General features: G+C 70.7%; 12 protein-coding genes and 1 pseudogene. 5 read left to right on the forward strand and 8 right to left on the reverse strand.

What is annotated here, in order from left to right; all coding sequences use genetic code 11:
• The first annotated feature begins 64 nt into the window (after window positions 1-64).
• Both WMF17_RS04970 and WMF17_RS04975 read left to right on the forward strand, forming a co-directional pair.
• Window positions 65-5,272 (forward strand): AAA family ATPase, encoded by a 5,208-nt coding sequence (locus tag WMF17_RS04970; RefSeq protein ID WP_437648422.1) that lies wholly within the window; start codon window positions 65-67, stop codon window positions 5,270-5,272.
• A 245-nt stretch (window positions 5,273-5,517) separates the two neighbouring features.
• Window positions 5,518-6,927 (forward strand): RICIN domain-containing protein, encoded by a 1,410-nt coding sequence (locus tag WMF17_RS04975; protein WP_437648424.1) that lies wholly within the window; start codon window positions 5,518-5,520, stop codon window positions 6,925-6,927.
• A gap of 106 nt (window positions 6,928-7,033) precedes the next feature.
• On the opposite strand, the gene WMF17_RS04980 is transcribed toward WMF17_RS04975, so the two are convergent.
• The 4 genes from WMF17_RS04980 to WMF17_RS04995 form a co-directional block, all read right to left on the reverse strand.
• Window positions 7,034-8,929 (reverse strand): glycosyl hydrolase, encoded by a 1,896-nt coding sequence (locus WMF17_RS04980; protein WP_437648426.1) that lies wholly within the window; start codon window positions 8,927-8,929, stop codon window positions 7,034-7,036.
• A 295-nt stretch (window positions 8,930-9,224) separates the two neighbouring features.
• The gene (locus tag WMF17_RS04985; RefSeq protein WP_437600789.1) at window positions 9,225-9,581 is read right to left on the reverse strand and encodes a hypothetical protein; all 357 of its coding nucleotides are present in this window, start codon (window positions 9,579-9,581) and stop codon (window positions 9,225-9,227) included.
• Window positions 9,582-9,679: 98 nt separating this feature from the next.
• Entirely contained in the window at window positions 9,680-9,928 is a 249-nt protein-coding gene (locus tag WMF17_RS04990; protein WP_437600790.1) for a hypothetical protein, read from the reverse strand.
• A gap of 19 nt (window positions 9,929-9,947) precedes the next feature.
• Window positions 9,948-10,409 (reverse strand): hypothetical protein, encoded by a 462-nt coding sequence (locus tag WMF17_RS04995; protein ID WP_437600791.1) that lies wholly within the window; start codon window positions 10,407-10,409, stop codon window positions 9,948-9,950.
• Between the two features lie 1,008 nt (window positions 10,410-11,417).
• Between WMF17_RS04995 and WMF17_RS05000 the strand changes: the two genes are divergently transcribed.
• Window positions 11,418-12,236 (forward strand): transglutaminase domain-containing protein, encoded by an 819-nt coding sequence (locus WMF17_RS05000; protein WP_437600793.1) that lies wholly within the window; start codon window positions 11,418-11,420, stop codon window positions 12,234-12,236.
• Between the two features lie 145 nt (window positions 12,237-12,381).
• On the forward strand, window positions 12,382-13,728 hold the full coding sequence (locus WMF17_RS05005) for an MBL fold metallo-hydrolase (protein WP_437648428.1): 1,347 nt from the start codon (window positions 12,382-12,384) through the stop codon (window positions 13,726-13,728).
• Window positions 13,729-13,756: 28 nt separating this feature from the next.
• Here the strand turns inward: WMF17_RS05005 and WMF17_RS05010 are convergent, their stop codons facing one another.
• The 4 genes and pseudogenes from WMF17_RS05010 to WMF17_RS05025 all read right to left on the reverse strand — a co-directional run bounded on the left by WMF17_RS05010 (window position 13,757) and on the right by WMF17_RS05025 (window position 19,178).
• The gene (locus tag WMF17_RS05010; RefSeq protein WP_437648430.1) at window positions 13,757-14,926 is read right to left on the reverse strand and encodes a hypothetical protein; all 1,170 of its coding nucleotides are present in this window, start codon (window positions 14,924-14,926) and stop codon (window positions 13,757-13,759) included.
• Between the two features lie 151 nt (window positions 14,927-15,077).
• Window positions 15,078-15,389: an STAS domain-containing protein gene (locus WMF17_RS05015; protein WP_437600796.1), complete on the reverse strand. Its 312-nt coding sequence runs from the start codon at window positions 15,387-15,389 to the stop codon at window positions 15,078-15,080.
• Window positions 15,390-15,534: 145 nt separating this feature from the next.
• Window positions 15,535-16,338, reverse strand: a pseudogene (locus WMF17_RS05020) (hypothetical protein); the annotation flags it as partial.
• Window positions 16,339-16,607: 269 nt separating this feature from the next.
• Entirely contained in the window at window positions 16,608-19,178 is a 2,571-nt protein-coding gene (locus WMF17_RS05025) for an ATP-binding protein (RefSeq protein ID WP_437648431.1), read from the reverse strand.
• A gap of 626 nt (window positions 19,179-19,804) precedes the next feature.
• On the opposite strand from WMF17_RS05025, the gene WMF17_RS05030 reads away from it, so the two are divergent.
• Window positions 19,805-21,454 (forward strand): PfaD family polyunsaturated fatty acid/polyketide biosynthesis protein, encoded by a 1,650-nt coding sequence (locus WMF17_RS05030; RefSeq protein ID WP_437600798.1) that lies wholly within the window; start codon window positions 19,805-19,807, stop codon window positions 21,452-21,454.
• The last annotated feature ends 15 nt before the right edge of the window (window positions 21,455-21,469 follow it).

Here is a 21,469-nt window from a genome sequence, read left to right on the forward strand (position 1 = left end):
GTGGAACGGTGAGCGATACGGCTTCTTCGGGTGGAAGAAGCGGGGTTGGGGGACCCTTCCCGCGATGATCGATCTGTCTGGTTATACCCTGTCCGAGAGGGTCTACGAGGGCGCCGAGAGCGTGCTGTACCGCGGCCGCCGGGACGATGACGGCACGCCGGTCGCGGTGAAGGTAACAAGGTCTGATTTCCCGACGGCCAGGGATCTGGCGCGGTTGCGGCGCGAGCTCGCCATCCTGCGGGACGCGGGCGAGGTGCCCGGCGTCGTCAAGGCGTATGCCCTCGAGAAGTGCGGCAGGGGCCTCGCGCTCGTCATGGAGGACCTCGGCCCCTCCTCGCTGCAGACCGTGCTGAGGACGCGCAGGCTCGACGTGGGGACAACGCTCCGCATCGCGATCGCGCTCTCGGGCACGCTCGACGCGCTCCACGGACTCCGGATCATTCACAAGGACATCAAGCCGCACAATATCCTGATCGACGAGGCGACGTACAGCCCGCGGCTCGTCGACTTCGGTATCGCGGCGCGCCTGTCGCGGGAGACGCCGAGGACGGCCCCGCCGGACGCCCTCGAAGGCACCCTCTCGTACATCGCCCCCGAGCAGACCGGCCGCATGAACCGGATCGTGGATCTGCGCGCCGATCTCTACTCGTTCGGCGTCACGCTGTACGAGATGGTGACAGGGGTCCTCCCGTTCGCGGGGCTCGACCCGACGGCGCTCATCCACAGCCACATGGCGCGCACACCGACCCCGCCGGACGAGCGGGCGCCGGAGGTGCCCGGCGCGCTCTCGCGGGTGATCATGAAGCTCCTGGCCAAGACGCCGGAGGAGCGATACCAGAGCGCCCGCGGGCTCAAATCGGACCTCGAGGAGTGCCTCCGGCGGTGGCAGGCGACAGGCCGGATCGAGCCGTTTCCGCTGGGGCAGCGCGACATGCCGCTCGATCTCCGCGTCCCGCAGCTGCTCTATGGCCGGGAGCACGAGGTGAAAGCGCTCCTGTCCGCGTTCAACCGGGCCCGCCACGGCGCGGCCGGGCTCGTGCTCGTCTCCGGCTACTCCGGCGTCGGCAAATCCGCGCTGGTGAACGAGATCCACAGGCCGATCGCCCGTCATGGCGGCTATTTCGCGAAGGGGAAGTTCGATCCAATCCACCGAGGTATCCCGCTCGCGCCCATCGCCCAGGCCTTCCGTGAGCTGATCCGGCAGATCCTGACCGAGTCGGCGGGCGCCGTCGAGGCGTGGAAGGGCAAGCTGCTCGGGGCGGTCGGCGCGAACGGGCAGCTGCTCGTGGAGCTCATCCCGGAGCTCGAGCTGCTCATCGGGCCTCAGCCGGAGGTGCCGGCGCTCGGGCCGAGCGAGGCCAGGAACCGCTTTGATCTGCTGGTGCAGCGCTTCGTGCAGGTCTTCGCCTCCCCGACGCGCCCGCTGGCGATCTTCCTCGATGATCTGCAGTGGGCCGATCCGGCGTCGCTCAGGCTCGTCGAGCGCCTCCTGACCGACGTCGAGTGCAAATACCTCCTGCTCGTCGGCGCTTACCGCGACAACGAGGTGGACGCCGCCCACCCGCTGCTCGCGGTGCTGGGCGAGCTCCGCGAGGCGGGCGTGGAGATCGCCGAGCTCGAGCTCCGGGCGCTCGACCTGCCCACGGTCACGCGGATCGTCGCCGATACGCTGAGCGCGCAGCCGCACGATGTCGCGCCGCTCGCGGCGCTCGTGTTCGAGAAGACCGAGGGCAACCCGTTCTTCCTGAGCCAGCTCCTCGGCGCGCTCCACGACGCGCGGGCGCTGTGGTTCGACGCATCGCTGGAGGCGTGGGCGTGGGACGTGGCGCGCGTCCGGGAGGCGATGGTCAGCGACAACGTGGTCGATCTGATGCTCGACATGCTGCACCGGCTCCCGGAGGCCACGCGGCGCGCGCTGGAGCTCGCCGCGTGCCTCGGCCACGCGTTCGAGCTGACCACGCTGGCGACCATCCATCAGAGAGCGCCCGTCGCGACGGCCGCCGACCTGTGGGATGCGCTGCGCGGCGGCCTGATCGTGCCGCTCGACAGCGACTATCGCTTCTTCGACGGCGGCGCCGGCGCCGAGCCCTCGGCGGTCCCTTGCGAGCTCAACGTATCGTATCGATTCCTGCACGACCGGGTGCGCCAGGCGGCCTACTCGCTGGTCGAGCCGGCGCGCAGGGAGGCGGTCCACCTGGAGATCGGCCGGCTCTTGTGGGCGCGGGCCGGTGAGACGCCGCCCGACGACCACCTGCTCGATGTCGTCCGCCACCTGAACCTCGGCGCGCGGGGCATGCGCGAGGAGGCCGAGCGGGTGGCCGTCGCCCGGCTCAACCTGCGGGCCGGCAGGGCGGCCAAGGCGAGGACGGCCTATGCCGCGGGCGCAGACTACTTCGGCGCGGGGCTCGAGCTCCTGGGAGACGCGGGCTGGGGGCGCCACGACGCGCTCTGCTTCGCGCTCAGCCGCGAGAACGCGGAGTGCGTGTACCTGAGCGGCGCGCCGGAGCGGGCCGAGGAGCTCTTCACAGCCCTCTTGCCTCGAGCGCGATCGAGCGCGGAGCAGGCGCAGATCCACAACCTGCGCGTGGTGCTCTACTCGACGCTGGGGAAGTACGTCGACGCGGTGCAGCTGGGCCGCGAGGGCCTCCGCCTCCTCGGCTTCACCCTGCCGGACAGCGAGGCGGAGCGACAGGCGTGCGTCGAGGCCGAGCTCTCGGCGGTGGACAAGAACCTCGCGGGCAGGCGCATCGAGGATCTGATCGACGCACCGGTGATGGACGACCCGGAGCGCAAGGCGCTGCTGCAGCTCCTGTGCGACCTGACCATGCCGGTCTTCTTCGCCAGGCCGGAGCTCTACCAGGCGATCGTCCTCAAGCAGGTCAACATCTCCCTGAAGCACGGGAGCTCGGACGTGTCCGCGTTCGCGTACCTCGTCTACGGGTTCATGCTCGCGACCATGCAGGGGCGGCCCGCGGACGGCCACGCGTTCGGCCGGCTCGCCCTCGCGCTGAATGACAAGCTCCGGAACGCCAGCCTGGCCGGCAAGGTGAACGCCGCGTTCTGCGGCTACTCCTACCTGTCCGAGCCCCTGCGCGACGCGATGCCCTATTATCTGAGGGCGCGCCAGGAGGCGCTGGAGTCAGGCGATTTCGTCTATCTCGGCATCGCCTGGTACGCGATGGTCAACGTGAAGCTCGGCGCGGGCTACCAGCTCGAGGAGCTGCGCGAGGAGGTGGATCGGGGCTTCCTCGTGGCCCGGCGGCTCAAGGACGCGACCGCGACGGCGGTGCTGCTCGTCGTGAGGCAGGCGATCGCGGCCCTGCAGGGCCGGACGCGGGCCCGCGACAGCTTGAGCGACGCCGACTTCGACGAGGACCAGTTCCTCGCGGGCCTGAACGCGAGCGAGCAGGGCGCGGCCGTCTTCTTGCACGCGATGTCCAAGCTGCAGCTTCGGTATCTCCACGGCGATCACGAGGGGGCCGCGGCGATGGTCGATGACGCCGAGGCGAAGAGCGTGGGCATGTTCGGCATGTACCACACGACCCGGCTGCCCTTTTATGCAGGCCTCTCGCTCCTCGCGCTGCCCGCCGCCGCGCCCGACGAGGCGGAGCGCCGCGCGCAGACCGTTGCCCGCCACAGGGAGCGGATCGCGGGCCTCGCGGCGAGCGCGCCCATGAACTTCCTGCACCAGCTCCTGCTCCTCCAGGCCGAGGAGGCGCGCATCGCCGGCGAGCAGCTCGAGGCCATGCGCCTTTACGACCGGTCGATCGAGCTGGCCCGGGAGAACGGGTTCCCGCATGACGAGGCGCTCGCGAACGAGCTGTGCGCGAAGATGCACCTCCGCGCGGGCAGGGCGAAGGTGGCGCGCGCGTACATGATCGACGCGTACCTCGGCTATCAGCACTGGGGAGCGACGGCCAAGGCGGACGCGCTCGCGCGGGACCACGCCGGGCTGCTGCCGTCGTCCGGCGACGGCGTGAAGGTCTCGTCGATCCCCTCCAGCGTCTCGGGCGCTGCGGCCGGGAGGACGATCCTGGGCCGGACGACCGTCGGCAACCTGCGCGACGCGGCGCTGATCGTCCGGGCCGCGCAGGGCATCGCCGGCGAGACGGAGCTCGAGCGGGTGATCGAGCGCCTTGTGACGCTCGTGCTCGAGAACGCGGGCGCGCAGCGGGGGGCGTTGCTCCTGGAGCGCGACGGGCGGCTCTTCGTCGAGGCGACCTTCGGCGTGGAGCCCGAGGCGCTCGTGCTCGGCCCGAGCGAGCCGCTCGACGCGCGCGCCGATGTGCCGCACGCGGTGGCGCTGTTCGTGGCCCGCATCCGCGAGCCGCTGGTCGTCGACGACGCCGGCGCCGATGCCCGGTTCTCCGGCGATCCCTGCGTCGTCGCGCGCGGCACGAGGTCGGTCCTCTGCCTGCCCATGCTCCACCAGACGCGCCTGAGCGGCATCCTTTACCTCGAGAACAACGCCACCTGCGGTGCGTTCAACTCGAGCCGCGTGGAGCTGCTCGGGCTCTTGTCGTCCCAGGCTGCCATCTCCATCGAGAACGCGCTGCTCCTCGCGAGCACACGGGCGGCGAACGACGAGGTCCAGCGCGTCAACGGGCGGCTCGAGGCCGACGTCGCCCAGCGCACCGAGGAGCTCCGGCGCTCCAACGCGGAGCTCGGCGCGGCCAACGAGCGCCTGCAGATCGAGCTCGTGCAGCGCGAGGAGGCGGAGCGGGAGCGGACCGCGCTGCAGCGGCAGATGCTGGACACGCAGCGGGCCATGGTGGCGGAGCTCTCCACGCCGCTCATCCCGATCACCGACCGGATCATGGTGATGCCGCTCATTGGCACGATGCACGCCGAGCGGGCGGCGCAGGTGCTCGAGGTCGCGCTCGATGGGGCCCAGCGCTACCAGGCGAAGGTCGTGATACTGGACATCACCGGGATGAAGCATATCGACACCCACATCGCGGGGACCCTCCTGGGGACCGCGAGGGCGCTGCGCCTGCTCGGCACCGAGGCCGTGCTCACCGGCATACGCGCCGAGGTGGCCCAGGCGATGGTGCGCCTGGACATCGAGATGAGCTCGATCGTCACCATGGGCACCCTCCAGAGCGGCATTGCCTATGCGCTCCGCCGCTGCGGGCCATCGCAATCACCTGGGCTCGGGGCGCAGCCGCCCTCCGCCGGGCGCGCCGCGCCCGGCGCGCGCGCTGGAGAGATCGCGAGCACGGCGGCGGCGCTCGGCCATGCGGGGCGCACGACGGCGCAGCGGCGCTCGTAACCCGCGCGGGGAGCGCTCCGCGAGATCACCCCTCCCGGGCGCAGGGCGATCCCGCGGATCGCCCCTCCCGGCCGCAGGGCGATCGCGCGGATCGCCCCCGCGCCCCCTGGATCTCGGCGAAATGGCCGCGGAGCCACCGCGGCCGGGTCGGGCGCCCTGTTCTGCCCGCGTGGAATGCCGCGTGCAATGACGCCTCGACCAGCGTGCGCACATCCAGGGCGCACCGCAACGCCGAGGAGGGCATCATGGCTCGAAGAATCGCGGTGGGGGGTCTGTCGCTGGCGCTGGGGTGGACCCTGATGATGGGGGGGTGTCTGGTCGCTGACGACGAGACCGCGTTGACCGAGGCCAGCGTCGAGGATTCGGATGCTGTCCTCGTCTCCAGCGTCTCCGAGGGGGACTACGTCATCCGCTCGGCCGCGACAAACAAATGCCTCGACGTGCCCTCGTCCAGCACCGCCGACGGCACGCGGATGCAGCAGTGGACCTGCAACGGGACCAACGCGCAAAAGTTCCACGTCTCCCCGACGACCGACGGCTACTGGAAGATCGTCAACGTCAACAGCAACAAGGCCCTCGACGTGCGCGACGTGAGCACCGCGCAGAACGCCGTCATCCAGCAATGGAGTTACAACGGCGGCGCCAATCAGCAGTGGAAGCTCGTCAATCGCGGGGGCACCCAGTTCAGCATCCACGCGCGCCACACCGACCAGGCCGTGGACCTCGCGTGGGGCAACGCCGCCGACGGGACGGACATCCTCCAGTACCCCTACGGGGGCACCGCCAACCAGCGCTGGGTCCTCGACAAGGTGAGCGGCGGTCCGTCCCCCGGCGCCCGCACGCTCAAGATCATCAACAACTGCTCGGCGCCGATCTGGGTCGCCCACTCCACCAACGTGCAGGGCGCGCAGAACTTCAAGCTCACCCGGGGCGCCGCGTACACCTACGACGTGCCCGAAGGCGGCATCAGCGCGACCCGCTTCTGGCCGAAGACAGGCTGTGACGAGGGCGGCCGCAACTGCACAACGGGCGACAGCGTCGCGCCTTGCCCGGCCGGCGGCTGCCAGCCGCCCTTCGAGTCGAAGTTCGAGGCCACCTTCGCGGCCAAGGGGAGCACGGCGCAGACCTGGTACAACCTCAGCCAGGTGGACGGCTACACGCTGCCCTTCAAGGTCGTCCCCAGGGGCGTCGGCGCCGAGCAGGGCAGCTGCATCACCTCGGACTGCTCCGGACTGTCGCTTGCGCAGTGCCCCGGCGACGAGGATCTCGGCAACGGCCACTTCCCCGCGTACGCGCACCAGGATCTCCGGGTGCGCGACAGGAACGGCGTCGTGGTCGGCTGCATGGCGCCCTGCAAGAAGTGGAACTATCCGGCGCCCTGGGGCCTGGGCCAGCCGGAGAGCGCCGATCCCGGGCTGCACCTCTGCTGCCCGACGCCCATCGATCCGGCCACGGGCCAGTGCACCGCCGAGAGAGCGTGCATGACCTCGGACGCGTGCCGGAACACCGCGGACCCGCGGAGCGTGGAGCACACGGACTACGTGATCCGGATGCACCAGATGTGCCCCACCGCCTACAGCTATGCTTACGACGACGCCGCCGGTCTCCACGCCTGCTCGTCGGAGACGAGCTTCGAGGTCACCTTCTGCCCGTGATCCGCGCCTCGCCGGAGCGGGGGTGAGCTCCCTCGCTCCGGCGGCTCGGGGCCGCCCGGGCCGGCTCCCCGGGCAGCAGCCGCGCGCGACGCGCGTCCGGCAGAGCCTACTTGCAGGCCGTCGGACCGAAGCAGACCGCGGGATCCTCGGCGAAGCGACGGAAGTTGTCCGCCTCGGGGTGGCCCGGGAACGGGACATAATAGTAGACGGGCTTGCTGTCGAAGTCGGCCCCGTCGTAGTAGGTCTGCCACGTCAGCACGTAGGCGACGCCGGCGCTCTTCGCCAGGTCGAGCAGGTGCTCGTTGTACCAGTCCTCGGTGAGCGCTCCCTGCCCCGCGTCGGGGAAGAGGCCCGTCACCTCGGTCGGGGAGAGCGCGACGGCGGACGCCGAGCTCAGGCCGTAGTTGGCCAGAAACTCCGTTTGCAGGCCCTGATCGAACAGGGTCTCGTACCACCGGCTCACGTGGTCCGCCGAATAGAGCGTGAGCGACTGGCCCGCCGCGAGCTTGCTGACCCGGTGCAGGAGGTGCAGCCGGTAGGTGCCCGTCTCGCTGAGCGCGTGCGGCTTGCCCTTGGCCTCGCCGATCGCCGCGACGGCGCTCGCCATCGCCTTCATGTCCTCGAGGTCGGCCGGGGACGCCGCCCGCTCGTACGGGTAATAGAGATCGATGCCGAGGACGTCGATGAGGTCGTCTCCCGGGTACGCCTCGAGGTAGTACTCCTCCAGCATCTCGGAGGGCGGCTGGCCGTCGTGGGCGACGATCGCCTGCTGGGGCGGGCTCTCGTACGTCGCGCCGAGCTCGGAGAGCTCCTCGAGGAGGCGCGCTCGGAGCATGTCGCGCGAGAGGCTCTCTGGATCTCTGACCTTCGCCTCGGCGGGCGTCACCGAGCTGTCGCTCAGCTTTCGCAGCTTGTCGGTCGAGTACGCGAAGATCACGTTCTCCATCCCCGGCTCACTCCGGATGGCCTCGGCGAACGTGCGGTACGCGGCGCGGTAGGCGTCGGGGCCGGTGACGGCCTGGTCGTCGCCGAGCAGGCCCTGGCAGTTCCAGTAGGGCTGACCCCACCAGAACCACCCGCCTGTGTGCTCGTGGAACGGCCTGAGGACGACCGGCTTGCCCTCGAGCCCGTGCTCGCGGAAGAACTGGGCCACGTACTTCGCGTGGGCCACGAGCCAGTCGCGCGCCGAGATCCCGGCGTGGGTCCCCTGCTCGATCGGCACGTCGTTGGCGATCTTGCAGATGCACTTCAGGTTCTCGGGGATGTCCGCGCTGGAGCTCAGGGCTCCCGAGTAATACGTCTCGGCGTAAAACGGGGTGCCGCCGCCCTGGGCGTGGATCGGGACGCTCTGGCCGTCGACCGTGATCGTGGCGAGCGGCGTCGCGATGTCGGTCGCGAAGTCGGAGCTCGCGATGTCGTAGTTGCACGGGGGCGTGTGCCAGTCGATGGCCACCATGCCGCCCGGCTGTTCCAGCGCGTGCACCGCGCCGGCCGCGGTGACGTCGCGTCGATTCCAGGCGACCGGGTCGAAGACCATCGCGTCGAGGGAGAGGCCGAGCAGCCCGGGGTTCTCGCCCACGGTGGCGCCGGCGTCCGACGCCCACGCCCGCTCGCCGCGGCTGGCCGGGCCCGCGATGGTCGAGAACCAGTCGTTTGTCGACACGAACTCCATCGCGCCCGGATCGTAGAGCCCCCACAGGATGCTGTTCTCGTATCCGAACCGGAACTTGCCGGCTCGGGACGAGGTCCAGAGGTCCTCGAGGAGCTTGCCCCGTGGCGTGTCCGGAAACTCCGGGTCGTCGCCGGGCGGGTCGTCGCTGGGCGGGTCGTCGCCGGGCGGGTCGTCGCCGGGCGGGTCGTCGCCGGGCGGGTTGTCGCCCGGCGGGTCGTCCCCCGGCGGGTCGTCCCCCGGCGGGGTGCCGTCGTTCGACGACCCGCAGGCGGCTGCCAAGCACAGAAGGAACGCGGCGCAGATGCGTGGACTGAACTGGTTAAGATTCATCGGTTCTTCCCTGCAAAGAGCACAAGTGGCAGGGCAAGAATAAACCGCTGAATCGGTTCAGTGTCAACGGCCACGTCCGGGGCTGGGCGAGCGCGGCATGGTGCTCAGCGCCGACATCACGGGGCCACCTCCACGGGCCTGTTCACGCCCCGAAGAGGACCGCGCCGCGCGAGCCGCCTTGTGGGTCGTCGCTGCGCTCGCCGCTCAGGCGCCGGAGAAGGGTGACGACTCCGCTCGAGCGGCCGTCAGCGATCCGGCGGGTGAGCGTGGGCGAGCGCGATCGATCGGCAGCCGATCAGACGCTGCCGCTCACCTTCGCCGTGCGGGTGTTCCCGTCGAGCGACGACTCGATCATGTACTGCGCTCCCTGGTAGGAGATGCTCCCGTCCTCGCCCAGGTTTCCGCCGCGCAGCACGTTGGCGGCGCTCTCGTAGAGAAGAAAGGAGGCGTGGCCGGTGGGCAGCGCGCTGGACAGCATCCAGGTGCCCTCCGCGCCGCTCGCGTCGATCACGAGGTGCTGCTGAGCGCCGGACGCGTCAATCAGCACGCCGAGCGTCGAGCCGCTCCGGTCGCGCGACGTGGCGCGGAAGTTGAGCGGAGCAGCGGTGGCGAGCAACTGGGTGGAGGCGACTGGCTTCTGGGGTATGGACATGGCGGTGTTGAACAGCTCCGTTGATGGCCGTTGCGTGCGGCCCAGGTGATGTATTTCTCCGGGATGGTCCTGCGGCCGAGCGCCCGTGGAGCAGGCGCTCACGGGAGCGCGCCGGCGATCGAGCTCTTCGGCTGCCACACGAGCCCGTTGTACTTCCGGGGAGAGCCCGAGCGGTCGAGCCGCTGGAACGTCTCACCCGTCCTGAGGTGCCGCTGCCTGTCGCGATCGAAGGGGCCACGCTGGCCGCTCGCCGGCTCGTACGTGACATCGCTCCTCCCGTGCACCTCGAACCGCCAGCAGAGCCGTTGCTCCACGCCGTCCACCACCCGTGACAACCCCTCTTTCATGGTCTGTACCTCTCTGCGCTCAGCACGCGAGCTCGCGGCGCGGAAGCGGCGGGCGCGGCGGGACCGGCGAGCGCGGCCTTCCCGTCCGACCCTCGAACAGCGCGAGCGCCTCCCCGAAGTCGGCCTCGACCTCCGCCACCATCCACGCCTCGTCGTGCTCCGAGAGCGGCGGCGCGTCCCCGGCGGAGCGGAGCGCGAACAGCGCGCTCAGGAGAAAGCGAGCCCACGAGCGCACGTCGTCAGCGGCATCGGGGAGCGCTCCCTGGGTCTCGATCAGCTCGGCGAAGCCGTCGCAGCGGCGGGCCAGGCTCCACCTCGCGCTCTTCGAGAGGCCAGCGAAGGGGCCGGCGAGGCAGAGCGCCAGCGCGCGCAGGTCGGCCGGCATCCGCTCCGCGCGCGATGGCGCGTCCGGAGCGAGGCTGTCACCCAGCGCCGCGCTGCTCGGCGCGGTGGTGATGCTGGGTGTGGACGCGTGGCTCATCTCGACGTTCTCCGAAGGTGGAAGGCACAAAACGCACGTGTGCCCCACGGCTGTGCAAAAGTTGCCTCGAACGTCGCATGACGGCCGTGCCTGCCGGGTCTGGTCGATGGGCCAGACGGCATCGCCGACAACTTCACTGCGTGTGCGCAAATGTATAGCAGAAAGAAGCGCCGGCGCACCACGCTTATCGGTGAAGCGCGCGCCGATTTCGCCGGTGTGACGCTTTTTCTCGTGTTCGTTCTCGTGTTCGCGCCGATTTCGCGCGGTGTTCGCGCCTTCCCGCCAATTTTGCAGCGTTTCGCGCGGTATTTGCGCCTTCGCGCGGTGTTCGCGCCTTCGCGCCGTGCTCCTCGGGCGTCACGAGAAACGTCTCTTCCACGCAGGGGCGCTCATCCCTCGACACCCGCGGTCCCGGTGTCCAGCCGGGCGACCTGGCGCTCCTCCGGCATCTGGAGAGTGTGGAGTGAGCGATCAGGACAGCAACGAGCTCCACGGTTCGCTTGTACATCGATTGCGGGCCGGCACGCGGTCAGCGGATGGTCATGCGCCGACAAGTCCGGAGCCGCGTTTCTCGCGCACGAGCGTCCGCCTGCCGCTCGATCCGTCCGTGCGGCGAGCCCGCAACAAGCGAGTTCATCGAACGGAAACAAATCTATGCTGCCCGGTGCAGCGTCGCTCCTGCCCGCCATTGACGTTGCTGACGTCGCTGACGTCGCCGGCGTCGCGTGTGTCGCCTCCTCGGAGCGGCCAGCGCGCGAGGGCCGCTGTTTCACGGGAGTTCACGACGATTCGACGGTTGGCCGCCATCGGCGGCGGTTCGTCCTTGACGCACTTGCGCGCTGAGTGCAGTATGGCCCAGCAAGCTGGTTCGAGCGTGCGTCGAAGCATCTATCGCGCTCGGGCTTCTGGTGCTCTCGGCGTCGTCACACGGCGAGCACGCGGCGCGCGCCGCGAGGCCAGGGTGGCCTGCTCGTGACGTGAGCCGCGCGATCACCTCGAGGTGCACGGATGCAGATCCGCGTAGGTTACGAGCTGGTCTACGAATTCCCACAACCCACGCCGGTGATCCTGACGCTCAGTATCCACTACTCGCGCGTGTCGGATCTGGTGCGGCCCGATCATATGATCACCAATCCGCCGATCCCGGTCCGGTCCTACCGGGACGCGTTCGGCAACTGGTGCAGCCGGATCGTCGCGCCGGCGGGGCAGCTGAGGGTCTCCGCCGACGCGGTGGTGAACGACACGGGCGCGCCGGACCGCATCGTGACATCGGCCGCGCAGCACCCGGTCGATGCGCTGCCGGAGGAGACGCTGGTGTTCCTGCTGGGCAGCCGGTACTGCGAGACGGATCGCCTGTCAGAGGCGGCATGGGGCCTGTTCGGCCAGTCGGCCACCGGCTGGGGCCGCGTGCAGGCCATCTGCGATTTCGTTCACCGGCACATCGCCTTCGGGTACGAGTTCGCGAGCCCCACAAAGACGGCGTGGGAGGTGTTCAACGATCGAAAGGGCGTCTGTCGAGATTTCGCGCACCTCGCGATCGCGCTCTGCCGTTGCATGAACATTCCGGCCCGGTATTGCACGGGCTACCTGGGCGACATCGGCGTGCCTCCGCCCCACGGGCCGATGGACTTCTCCGGCTGGTTCGAGGCCTATCTCGGCGGCGAGTGGCATACGTTCGACGCGCGCAACAACGTGCCTCGCATCGGGCGCGTGCTGATCGCCCGCGGGCGCGACGCCGCCGACGTGGCGATCACCACGACCTTCGGCGAGAATACATTGAAGAGCTTCCGCGTATGGACGGATGAGATCGTCGGCTCGCTCGCCTGATCCTGCCGGGTATGTACAGCATGGACGACAGGGAGGTACGGCGGCGGAGTGAAGGCGTCCGGACCACGCGGATGTGATGAAGCATCGCCGGTGAGGCCGACGGCGCGTATGCCGGTTCGGGGGCAGCGTGGTAGTCTGCGCTGCCATGGACAATGCACTGACGGACGGCATCGACGGGGAAGACTGGGGACGACTGCACGTCACGCGTGCCTGCTGCGGCGCAGGCGTTTGCAGGAACTTCGCGCCTGAGCTCCTGGGCGAGGTCGAGCCCGCGCACTGGGGAGCCATGGACGGCGACGTGAAGCGCCGCGGCCCCGCCGTGCTGGAGGGCACCTACGACGAGGGGTCGTTCACGGGCATCCTGCGCCAGCCGCGGAGCCAGGCCGATCTCGAGGCGGCGCGCACGGCGGTGGCCGCCTGCCCGGTCCACGCCCTGCGCCTCAAGCCGCCCGCCGCGCGCCTTCGCCCCGGCGCGCTCGGCGCCCCCTTCAGCACCTGGCCGCGCCGCGTCGAGGAGGACGTCTGGGCCCTCGGTCATCCCTCGACCGGAAACGTCGGCGCCACGACCTACTTCATCGAGCGCCCCGGCGGCAACGTGCTCGTCGACCTGCCCAAGCCGAACGAGGCCATCTTCCGTTTCCTCGAGGAGCACGGCGGCGTGCGGTGGATCTTCCTCACCCACCGTGACCACACCGCGCATCACGCCGAGTTCGCGGCCCGCTTCCCCGGCTGTCGCCGCATCCTCGGCTTCGCGGACGTGAGCGCGAGCGGCGGCGAGTACAGCGCGATCACCACCGACGTGGAGATCCAGCTCCCCGATCGCCCCGAGCCCATGACCCTCGAGGGCGCGCCGCTCACCGACGCCGAGCTCGCCGGCGCCGAGCTCGCCGTGCTCTCCCAGCCCGGCCACACCGCGGGATCGATGTGCCTGCTCTACCGCGGCCGCTTCCTGTTCACCGGCGACCACCTCGCTTATTCGCGCCGCCTCGGCCAGATCGTGGCGTTCCGGCTCCAGTGCTGGGACGACTGGGAGCGCCAGAGCGGCTCCGTGCGCCGCCTGGTCGCCCTGGCGGAGGCGGGCCACCTCGGCTTCGCGTGGCTCCTGCCCGGCCATGGCGAGTGGCACCGCTTCGAGGGCGACGGCGGCGCTCCCGCGACGGCGGCCGAGCTGCGGCGCACGCTCGCCTGGATGGAGCGGCAGGCGCCTGGCAACTTGCCGCTCGCCCGGTTCATCCCGTGGGTGCAGAGCCGCACGCGGCCCCGCACCCGCCTCGCCCGCGCGATGCGCGCGATCAGCGGCGAGGGCCCGGGGAGCGAGGCGTGGGTGCTGCCGCGCGCCGTCCGCCCGTACCTGCCCGATTACCGGCCGGAGAAGGTGGCCCCAGCGCTGGTCCGCGCTTCCGTGGTCGCGACGAGCGCGCTCGGCGCAGCAGCGTCCGCCGTCTGGCTCGCCGCGCGTGCGGCGGGGGCGGTCCTGAAGAGGTGGGCGTGAAGCGGGCCCGGGAGCGCGAGCTCCCCGTTCAGCCGCTCGCGCTCCCCTGAGCGTCCTGGCGCAGCAGATACCGTGTGTCGGGGTTCTCCCGGCGCCAGATCACGTTATCCATGAAGTAGTGGTGAATGTTCACGAACACGTAGGCGGCCGCGAAGTACGGCGTCGGGCCCAGGCCGGCCAGCGTCTCATCGTCGCTCGCGCCCAGCACCAGCGCGCCGTCGAGGAGCGCGGGCGCGCCGCGGAACACGACCCATCCGAGGCCGACGGCGGACGCGGCCAGGAGGCCGAGGCGCAGGCCGGTCGGCCTCCCGAACAGCGGCGGACCCTCGGCGTCGCGCGCCTCGTTCCGCTTCAGGAGCCAGACGAAGTACAGATACTGGATGGAGTGCAGCGCCGGGATCACGTACATCATGAGCCGGTCGAGGCTCGAGTACACGGTCCAGAGCCACACCGTGATGAGGAACCCCGAGAGCGGCCCGAGCGGCGGTAGCCGCCTCTCCGCTCGCCACCTTCGCGCGAGCACCCAGAGCAGCGCGAGCACGCTCAGCGCGAACGCCGCGCGGGTGACGAGCTCGAGGGCCGGCGGGTGCGCGAGCGACGTGTAGATCACGCCTTTCTCCTCGAGCTCCCTGCCCGGATCGGCCGGGCTCGCCCACGCATAGGCCCAGGCCGCGAAGCAGTGCGCGAGGACCACCTTGCGCTCCAGCGGGTTGAACCGGAACCCGCGCCGCGCCGACAGCACCGTCAGGACGCCGAACCCCTGCTTCACATAGTGCCATCCCACCAGGAGAAACATGAGCTGGATCATGAAGCCCATCGTCCGCGCGGAGCCGGTCGCGAGCGCGCAGGTCGCCCACGCGAGCAGCGCGAGCGGGACGAGGAGCCCGGCGACGATGTAGCGGGCCCGCTGCGCCGGGGCGAGCGCGCCGCCGAACGCGCGGCGCCGCGCGTCCTTGTAGAACAGGAGGTACGTGACCGCGAAGTGAGGATCGTTGATCACGGTCGCGGCGTGGAACGTCAAGAAGCCGAGCGCGAGCTCCGACGCGTCGAGCCCGACGGCCCTGCGGAGCAGCCACGCGAGCGGAAAGAGCGCGAGCGTCGCGCCCCCCACGAGCAGGAACTCGATGAGGCGGGCCCGAAAGCCCTCTCGGCGCGGCGCCGCGACCGGGACTGGCAGCGTCGCGCTCGCGCTGGTCATGCGCCGAGGCTACCACACAGGGGCGCATCCCATCCTTCATCCAAGCTCGTACGAGCGCTCCCCCGGCGCGTACGCGGGGGCCGGGCCCCGCGCTGCCGCTGCCCGCGCTCGCCCGCGGGGGATGGCGCCGCGCTCTGGAGGGGGACTGCCGTCATCGGCGCTTCAGCGCATACGCGATGCCGCCTTGCAAGGTCCCCTCCGTGACCAGGCCCCGCAGGTCGATGTCGAGCCCGATCAGCGTCCGCGCGATCGCGGGCCGGATGCCGGTGAGCACGACGTCGGCGCCGAGCAACCCGGCCGCGCGCGCGGCCTGCACCAGCATCTCGGCGACCGACACGTCGACCGCCTTGACGCCGGTGATATCGATGATCGCGATGCGGGCCGAGTGCCTCGCGACGCCCTGGAGCAGCGTCTCGATGATCCGGCTCGCCCGCGCGCTGTCGAAGAAGCCGATGAGCGGCATGACGAGGACGCCCTCGGCGATCGGCAGGAGCGGCGTGACGAGCTCCCGTATCGTGTCCTGCTGCGCCGCGATGAGCTCGTCCCACGCCGAGGTCTTCGCGCGCGGCGCCGTCCGCGCCCCGCGCGAAGACCTCGGCGCGGACGGCGAAGAGCCGCTCGCCCTCCCCGCGGCCGCGCGCCCGCAGCTCGGCCTCGACGACCTCGCCGTCTCGCGCCGCCTTCAGCTGCTCGGCGCGCGCGGCGAGCCCGGCGAGGTCGTCCGGATGAATCCGGGCCGCGAGCGCCTCGATGCCGCGCGTCGCGAGCTCCTCGTCGGTGCAACCGAGCGCGCGGGCGAGGGCGGCGTTGTGCGCGGTGAGCCGCATCTCGGTCATGTCGACGACGCACAGGATCGCCAGCGCCGCGTCGACGAGCCGCGAGAGCGGGCGCACGATCTGCCACCGGGCGAACCCGAGGAGCAGGATGGCGGTCATCGCGCCGACGAGCCCCGCGTATTCGAGGATATCGCGGCGCGCCGCGGCGAACGCGGCGTTCTCGGGGGCGAGGGAGAAGACGAGGACGAGCGTCCCGAGGCGCCGCCCGTCGTCGCGCACGACCGGGCGGGCGACGCGTAGCTCGTGCTCGAGGACCTGGTTCTCGGCGCCGCGCGTGGTGAAGACCGACAGGCCCTCTGGGAGCCTTCCGACCCTGGCGACGGGCTCGGCGGCGTCGCTGCCCCACGCGACGGCGCCGGTCAGCGCGCGGTTCGACCGGAGCTGCTCGAGGTCGCCCTGCGCCGTGTCGTGATCGCCGAAATCGAGCGGCGCGGTCAGGGCCCCCGAGAGCAGATCCGCCATCATCGAGGCGGCGCACGAAGAAAGCGGCATGGCCGGACGCCGTCGGAAGCTCCCCGGGGGAGCGCGGACAGGCGCGCGGAGATGCCTTTCAGCCCGAGACGGTACGTAGCTCATTTCAAGGTTGCAACAGGATTCTCTTTGCCTACGCCGGCCGTCGGTGTCGACTCGGGGTGCCTGTTTGTCTACCCATTGTCCACGGGCGCGCGCTGGCCGGTGCCTTCTCTGGCTCTACGGTCGATTCGTAGAGAGGGCGGATCTGTCAAGGGACATGAAGACAATGAACGACGAGAGCTGATGTGAAACGTAGAGGCGTGTGCAGCCAGGGCCGCGGCGGGCGCCCCTCGCGCCGCACAGGCGTCCTGCGCCTCGTGCCGGGCGCTCCCTCAGCCCGCCCTCTCCGCCTGTAGAGCGGGCAGCCACATGCGCACCGTCGTGCCTTGGCCGATCGCGCTCTCGATACGGATGCTGCCCTGGTGCTCCTCGATGAACCGGTGCGTCAGCGCCAGCCCGAGCCCGGTCCCTTGTCCGGGCGGCTTCGTCGTGAAGAACGGCTCGAAGATGCGGCCCAGGTCCTCGGCGCGGATGCCGCAGCCGGTGTCGCGCACGTCGATCTCCACACCGTGGATTTCCCCGCGCGGGAGCGGGCGAGCCCCGACGACGACGGCGCCGCCTCGACGGCTGGCGTCGAGGGCGTTGCCGATCACGTTGAGCAGGGCCGACTCGAGCTGCGATGTGTTGGCGAGCACCGCGGGCAGCGCCGGCGCGGTGCCGTTCGCCTGGAGCTCTACTCTGCGCTCGCGCGCCCGCGGCGTGGAGAGGTCGACCGCGCGGCGGAGCGCCTCGCGCACGTCGCACGGTTGCCGGCCGATCGGCTTGCCGCGCGCGTACTCGAGCAGCGCCGTCACGAGCTCCGAGCAGCGGTTCGCCTGCCGCTCGATGGTGCAGAGCGCCTTCAGGATCGCGGCCTCGTCGGGCAGGCCGTGCCCCTTCCGGTGCCGCCTGAGCAGGAGCTGCGCGTTCATCAGGACGACCGAGACGGGGTTGTTCATCTCGTGCGACAGCCCCGCGACCAGCGTGCCTATCGCCGCCATCTTGCCCGCCTGGAGGAGCTCCTCCTGCGCCTCCGAGAGCCGCTCGAGCGCGGCCGCGAGCTCGCGGTTCTTCGCGGCGAGCTCCAGATAGGCGCGGTGCAGCCGCTCGGCCGCGCGCACCCGCGCCCTGAGCTCCAGCGGGTCGAACGGCTTGCTCATGTACTCGTCGGCGCCGACCTCGAGCCCGCCCACGGCCTCCGCGCGGCTCGCCCTCGCCGTGAGCAGGAGGACCGGGATGTCGCGGAGCTCGGGATCCCTCTTGAGCCGCCGGACGAGCTCGAAGCCGTCCATCTCGGGCATCATCACGTCCGACACGATGACATCGGGCCTCGTCGTCCTTATCGACTCGAGCGCTTCCCGGCCGTTCGTCGCCAGCACGACCTCGTGCTCGGCCGACAGGATGCCTTCCAGGTAAGACGCCATGTCCGGGTTGTCCTCCGCGACGAGCACGCGCGACGCCTGCGCCTTCGCGAGGCCGCCTTCGCGGATCGCCCCCGCGACCCGCGGCGCGGGCGCGGGCGCGGCGAGGTTGTCCGCGGAGCGGGGCGCCCCCGCCGGCCTCGGCGGCTCCGCCGCGCGAGGCGCCCGCGACGCCATCACGCCGTCCGCCGCCCGCGGGAGGCGCACGAAGAAGCGGGAGCCGACCCCGGGCTCGCTCTCCACGCCGAGCGTGCCCCCCATGAGCTCGGTGAGCTCCCTGGCCAGCGACAGGCCGATCCCCGTCCCCTCGTGCTTGCGCGTCGCCGACGCGTCGATCTGCTGGAACCGCTGAAAGAGCAGGTGTCTCTGGTCCGGCGGGATGCCAGGACCGGTGTCCTCGACCGACAGCTCGAACTCGCCGTCCGCCGCCCGCAGGCCGACCGCGACCCTGCCGCCCGGCGGGGTGAACTTCAGCGCATTGCCCAGCAGGTTGAGCGCGATCTTCTCGAACTTGCGCCGGTCGAGGGGGACCGTCTGCAGCGCCGGATCCACCCCGAGCGACAGCCGCACTCCGCCGCGCTCCGCCGCGGGGCGCGCCTCGTCCACCATGTCCGCGACGAGGTCTTTCACGTCGACCGCCTCCCAGTCGACCTGCATCTTGCAGGCCTCGATCTTCTGGTAATCGAGGACGTCGTCGACAAGCCGGCGGAGCCGCCGCCCGCTGCGCTGGATGCGCTCCAGATCCGCCCGCACCCGCGGCGACAGCGGCTCGTCCTGGCTGGACAGGAGCGAATCGAGCGGACCGAGGATGAGCGAGAGCGGCGTCCGGAGCTCGTGGCTCATCACCGTGAGGAACTCCCCCTTGGCGCGGGCGGCGGCGTCGGCGGCCTCCTTGGCCTTCTGGAGCTCTGTCTCCATCCGCTTGCGCTCGGTGATGTCGGCGTAGATCCCGAGGAGCCCGGTCACCTCGCCGCGCTCGTCGCGGATGGGCACCTTGCTGGTGAGCAGGACCCGCCGCTCGCCGTCCGGGCGGCGCAGCGGCTCCTCGATGTCGAGGGACGGCGTGCCGCGCTCCATGACCTCCCGGTCGACGCGCACGAAGGACTCCGCGTCATGCGCTCCCCAGACATCGAAGTCGGTCTTGCCGACGAGGTTCTCCAGGACCTTCGTGTTCGTGTCGTTGAGGAAGTTCTGATTTCCTCCAAGAAACCTGCCCTGGCGATCTTTCCAGAAGATGGCGTGGGGGACGTTGGCGATGACGTACTTGAGCACCGCCTGCTGCTGCTCGAGGGTCTCCCGCGCGGCGCTGCCGGCAGCGCCGGTCGGCGCCTCGTCCCCCTCGCCCGCCGGCGCCGCCCTGGACGTCCGTGCCTGTCTGGCGCGAGCTCGACTGGCCTGGAGGAGCTTGCTGATCTTGGCAGAGAGGCGGTAGCGACGTCGCATCGTTCTATTGTCGCGGGAGCATAGGACGAGCGCGAGCGACCTCAAAGCTTGACCGCGCAGGAACCCAGGCGCCGAGCACGAGCGGTTGGTTGGGGAGATCGAGCGAGCGAGCGCGCCGGCTCTGCCGCTCCATATCCTCCCTCATGTGCCCTGGATGAATCCTTTCGTCGCTCTCGTCGAGACCCGGCGGAAGCGCGCCGGCTGCGGTCTTGTCGAAGACACCCGTCATGGCCGGCGGTGCCGGCCAGAGCGCGTGTCCTCTACCATCCACCCGCCTTGAGCCGGCGCAGGTTCACGCGGCGGCTCCGCCGTGGTATCAGTCTTTGGCTTGCGTCGCCCGAGCTCGTCGCTGGGGGCAGGAGAGAAGGGTCCAGTCTCGGATCCACCGGGGCGCGGAAAAAGCAAGCGCCTTCGCTCCTCTCCTGCACAGGGCTCGTTCAGCCGCCCGCGGGAGCGGAGCCGCGGCGCGTCACGACGGCGCGGAGCGCGCAAAAGCCGAGGGAAAGCGCTTTCACGGCCCGATCCGGGGATCCGGCGTGATCGGCGTTCCGTGACCGAACCATTACCGCGGGGCCGAGACGACGGATGTTACAGAGGGGCTGCTTGTCATTTGGAGGCAGCTCAGCATGATTAAGGAACCGCAGGCCCTCCGCAGCGCGGGCCTCCAGCCGATCGGTATCTGGCGCAGCGGACCGTGGCTCCCCGCGTTCACGTCGACCGATCTGAGGGAGGCCATCTCCTGCGTGCGCGAGCCGGTGCACGTGGTGCGGGAGATGCCGGAGGGGCGCGTCGGCGTGTCGCGCGGCGGCGCGCTCATCGGCGAAGATCAGGTCAACGGGGTCCCCACGTTTCCGCTCCTCGGCACGCTCCCGGCGCTCTACCCGGAGTGGCTCGGGGACCGCTCCTTCCTCGAGGTCCATCGCCTGCGCTTCCCCTACGTGGCCGGCGCGATGGCGAACGGTATCCACACCACGCGGCTCACGATCGCGATGGCCAGGGCAGGGATGATGGGGTTCTTCGGCGCCGCCGGCCTCGGGCTGCACCGGATCGAACAGGCCGTCGATGAAATCATCGCTGCGCTCGGGACGGAAGGTCCCACCTGGGGGTGCAACCTCATCCATGCTCCGAACCAGCCGCGGCTGGAGAGCGACACGGTGGAGCTCTACCTGAGAAAGGGAGTCCGCCGGGCCGAGGCCGCGGCCTACATGGGCCTGAACCCGATGGTCGTGCGCTTCGCCTACAGCGGCATAAGGCGCCTGCCAGACGGCCGGATCGACCGGCAGAACCACCTGTTCGCGAAGATCTCGCGCCCGGAGGTCGCAGCGCGCTTCCTGTCGCCCGCGCCGGCCGAGATCCTCGATACGTGCGTTCGGAATGGATGGCTCACCCGGGAGGAGGCGGAGCTCGCGCGCAGCCTCCCGGTCGCCGAGGACATCACCGTGGAGGCCGACTCGGGGGGGCACACCGACAACCGGCCCCTTGTCGCGCTGTTCCCGGTGATCCTCGGTGTCCGCGACGAGCTCGCGGCGAAGCACGGGTATCAGCGCCCGATCCGCGTCGGCGCCGCCGGCGGCCTCTCCACGCCGTCCACGATCGCCGCCGCGTTCGCGCTCGGGGCCGCGTACGTGCTCACGGGCTCGGTCAACCAGGCATGCATCGAGTCGGGCCTGTCCGACGAGGGCAAGAAGATGCTCGCCCAGGCCGACCTCCCGGATGTGGTCATGACGCCGGCCGCCGACATGTTCGAGCTCGGCGTGCAGGTCCAGGTGCTCAAGCGCGGCACGATGTTCGGGGTCCGCGCGCAGCGGCTCTACGACCTGTACGTCGCCCACGACTCCATCGCGTCGCTGCCCGCCGACGTGCGCGCGCGCATCGAGCGAGAGCAGTTCCAGATGTCGTGCGACGAGGTGTGGGCGGGCTGCGAGCGGTTCTTCGCGGAGCGCGACCCGGCCGAGCTCGAGCGCGCCGCCCGCGAGCCGAAGCACAAGATGGCGCTGATCTTCCGCTGGTATCTCGGCATGTCCAGCAAGTGGGCGATCGCCGGGGACCCGAAGCGCCGCGCCGATTTCCAGATCTGGTGTGGCCCGGCCATGGGCGCCTTCAACCGCTGGGTCAAGGGGTCGTTCCTCGAGGACCCAGCGCGCCGCACCGTGGTCCAGGTCGCGCGCAACCTGCTCGAGGGCGCGGCCGTCGTCACGCGCGCGCAGCAGCTCCGGACATACGGCGTCCCCGTGCCGAGCGCCGCCTTCCACTTCACTCCTCGCCCGCTCGACTGAGCGCCTGATCACCTG

The organism is Sorangium sp. So ce362, from assembly GCF_051519845.1.
Classification (GTDB): domain Bacteria; phylum Myxococcota_A; class Polyangia; order Polyangiales; family Polyangiaceae; genus Sorangium.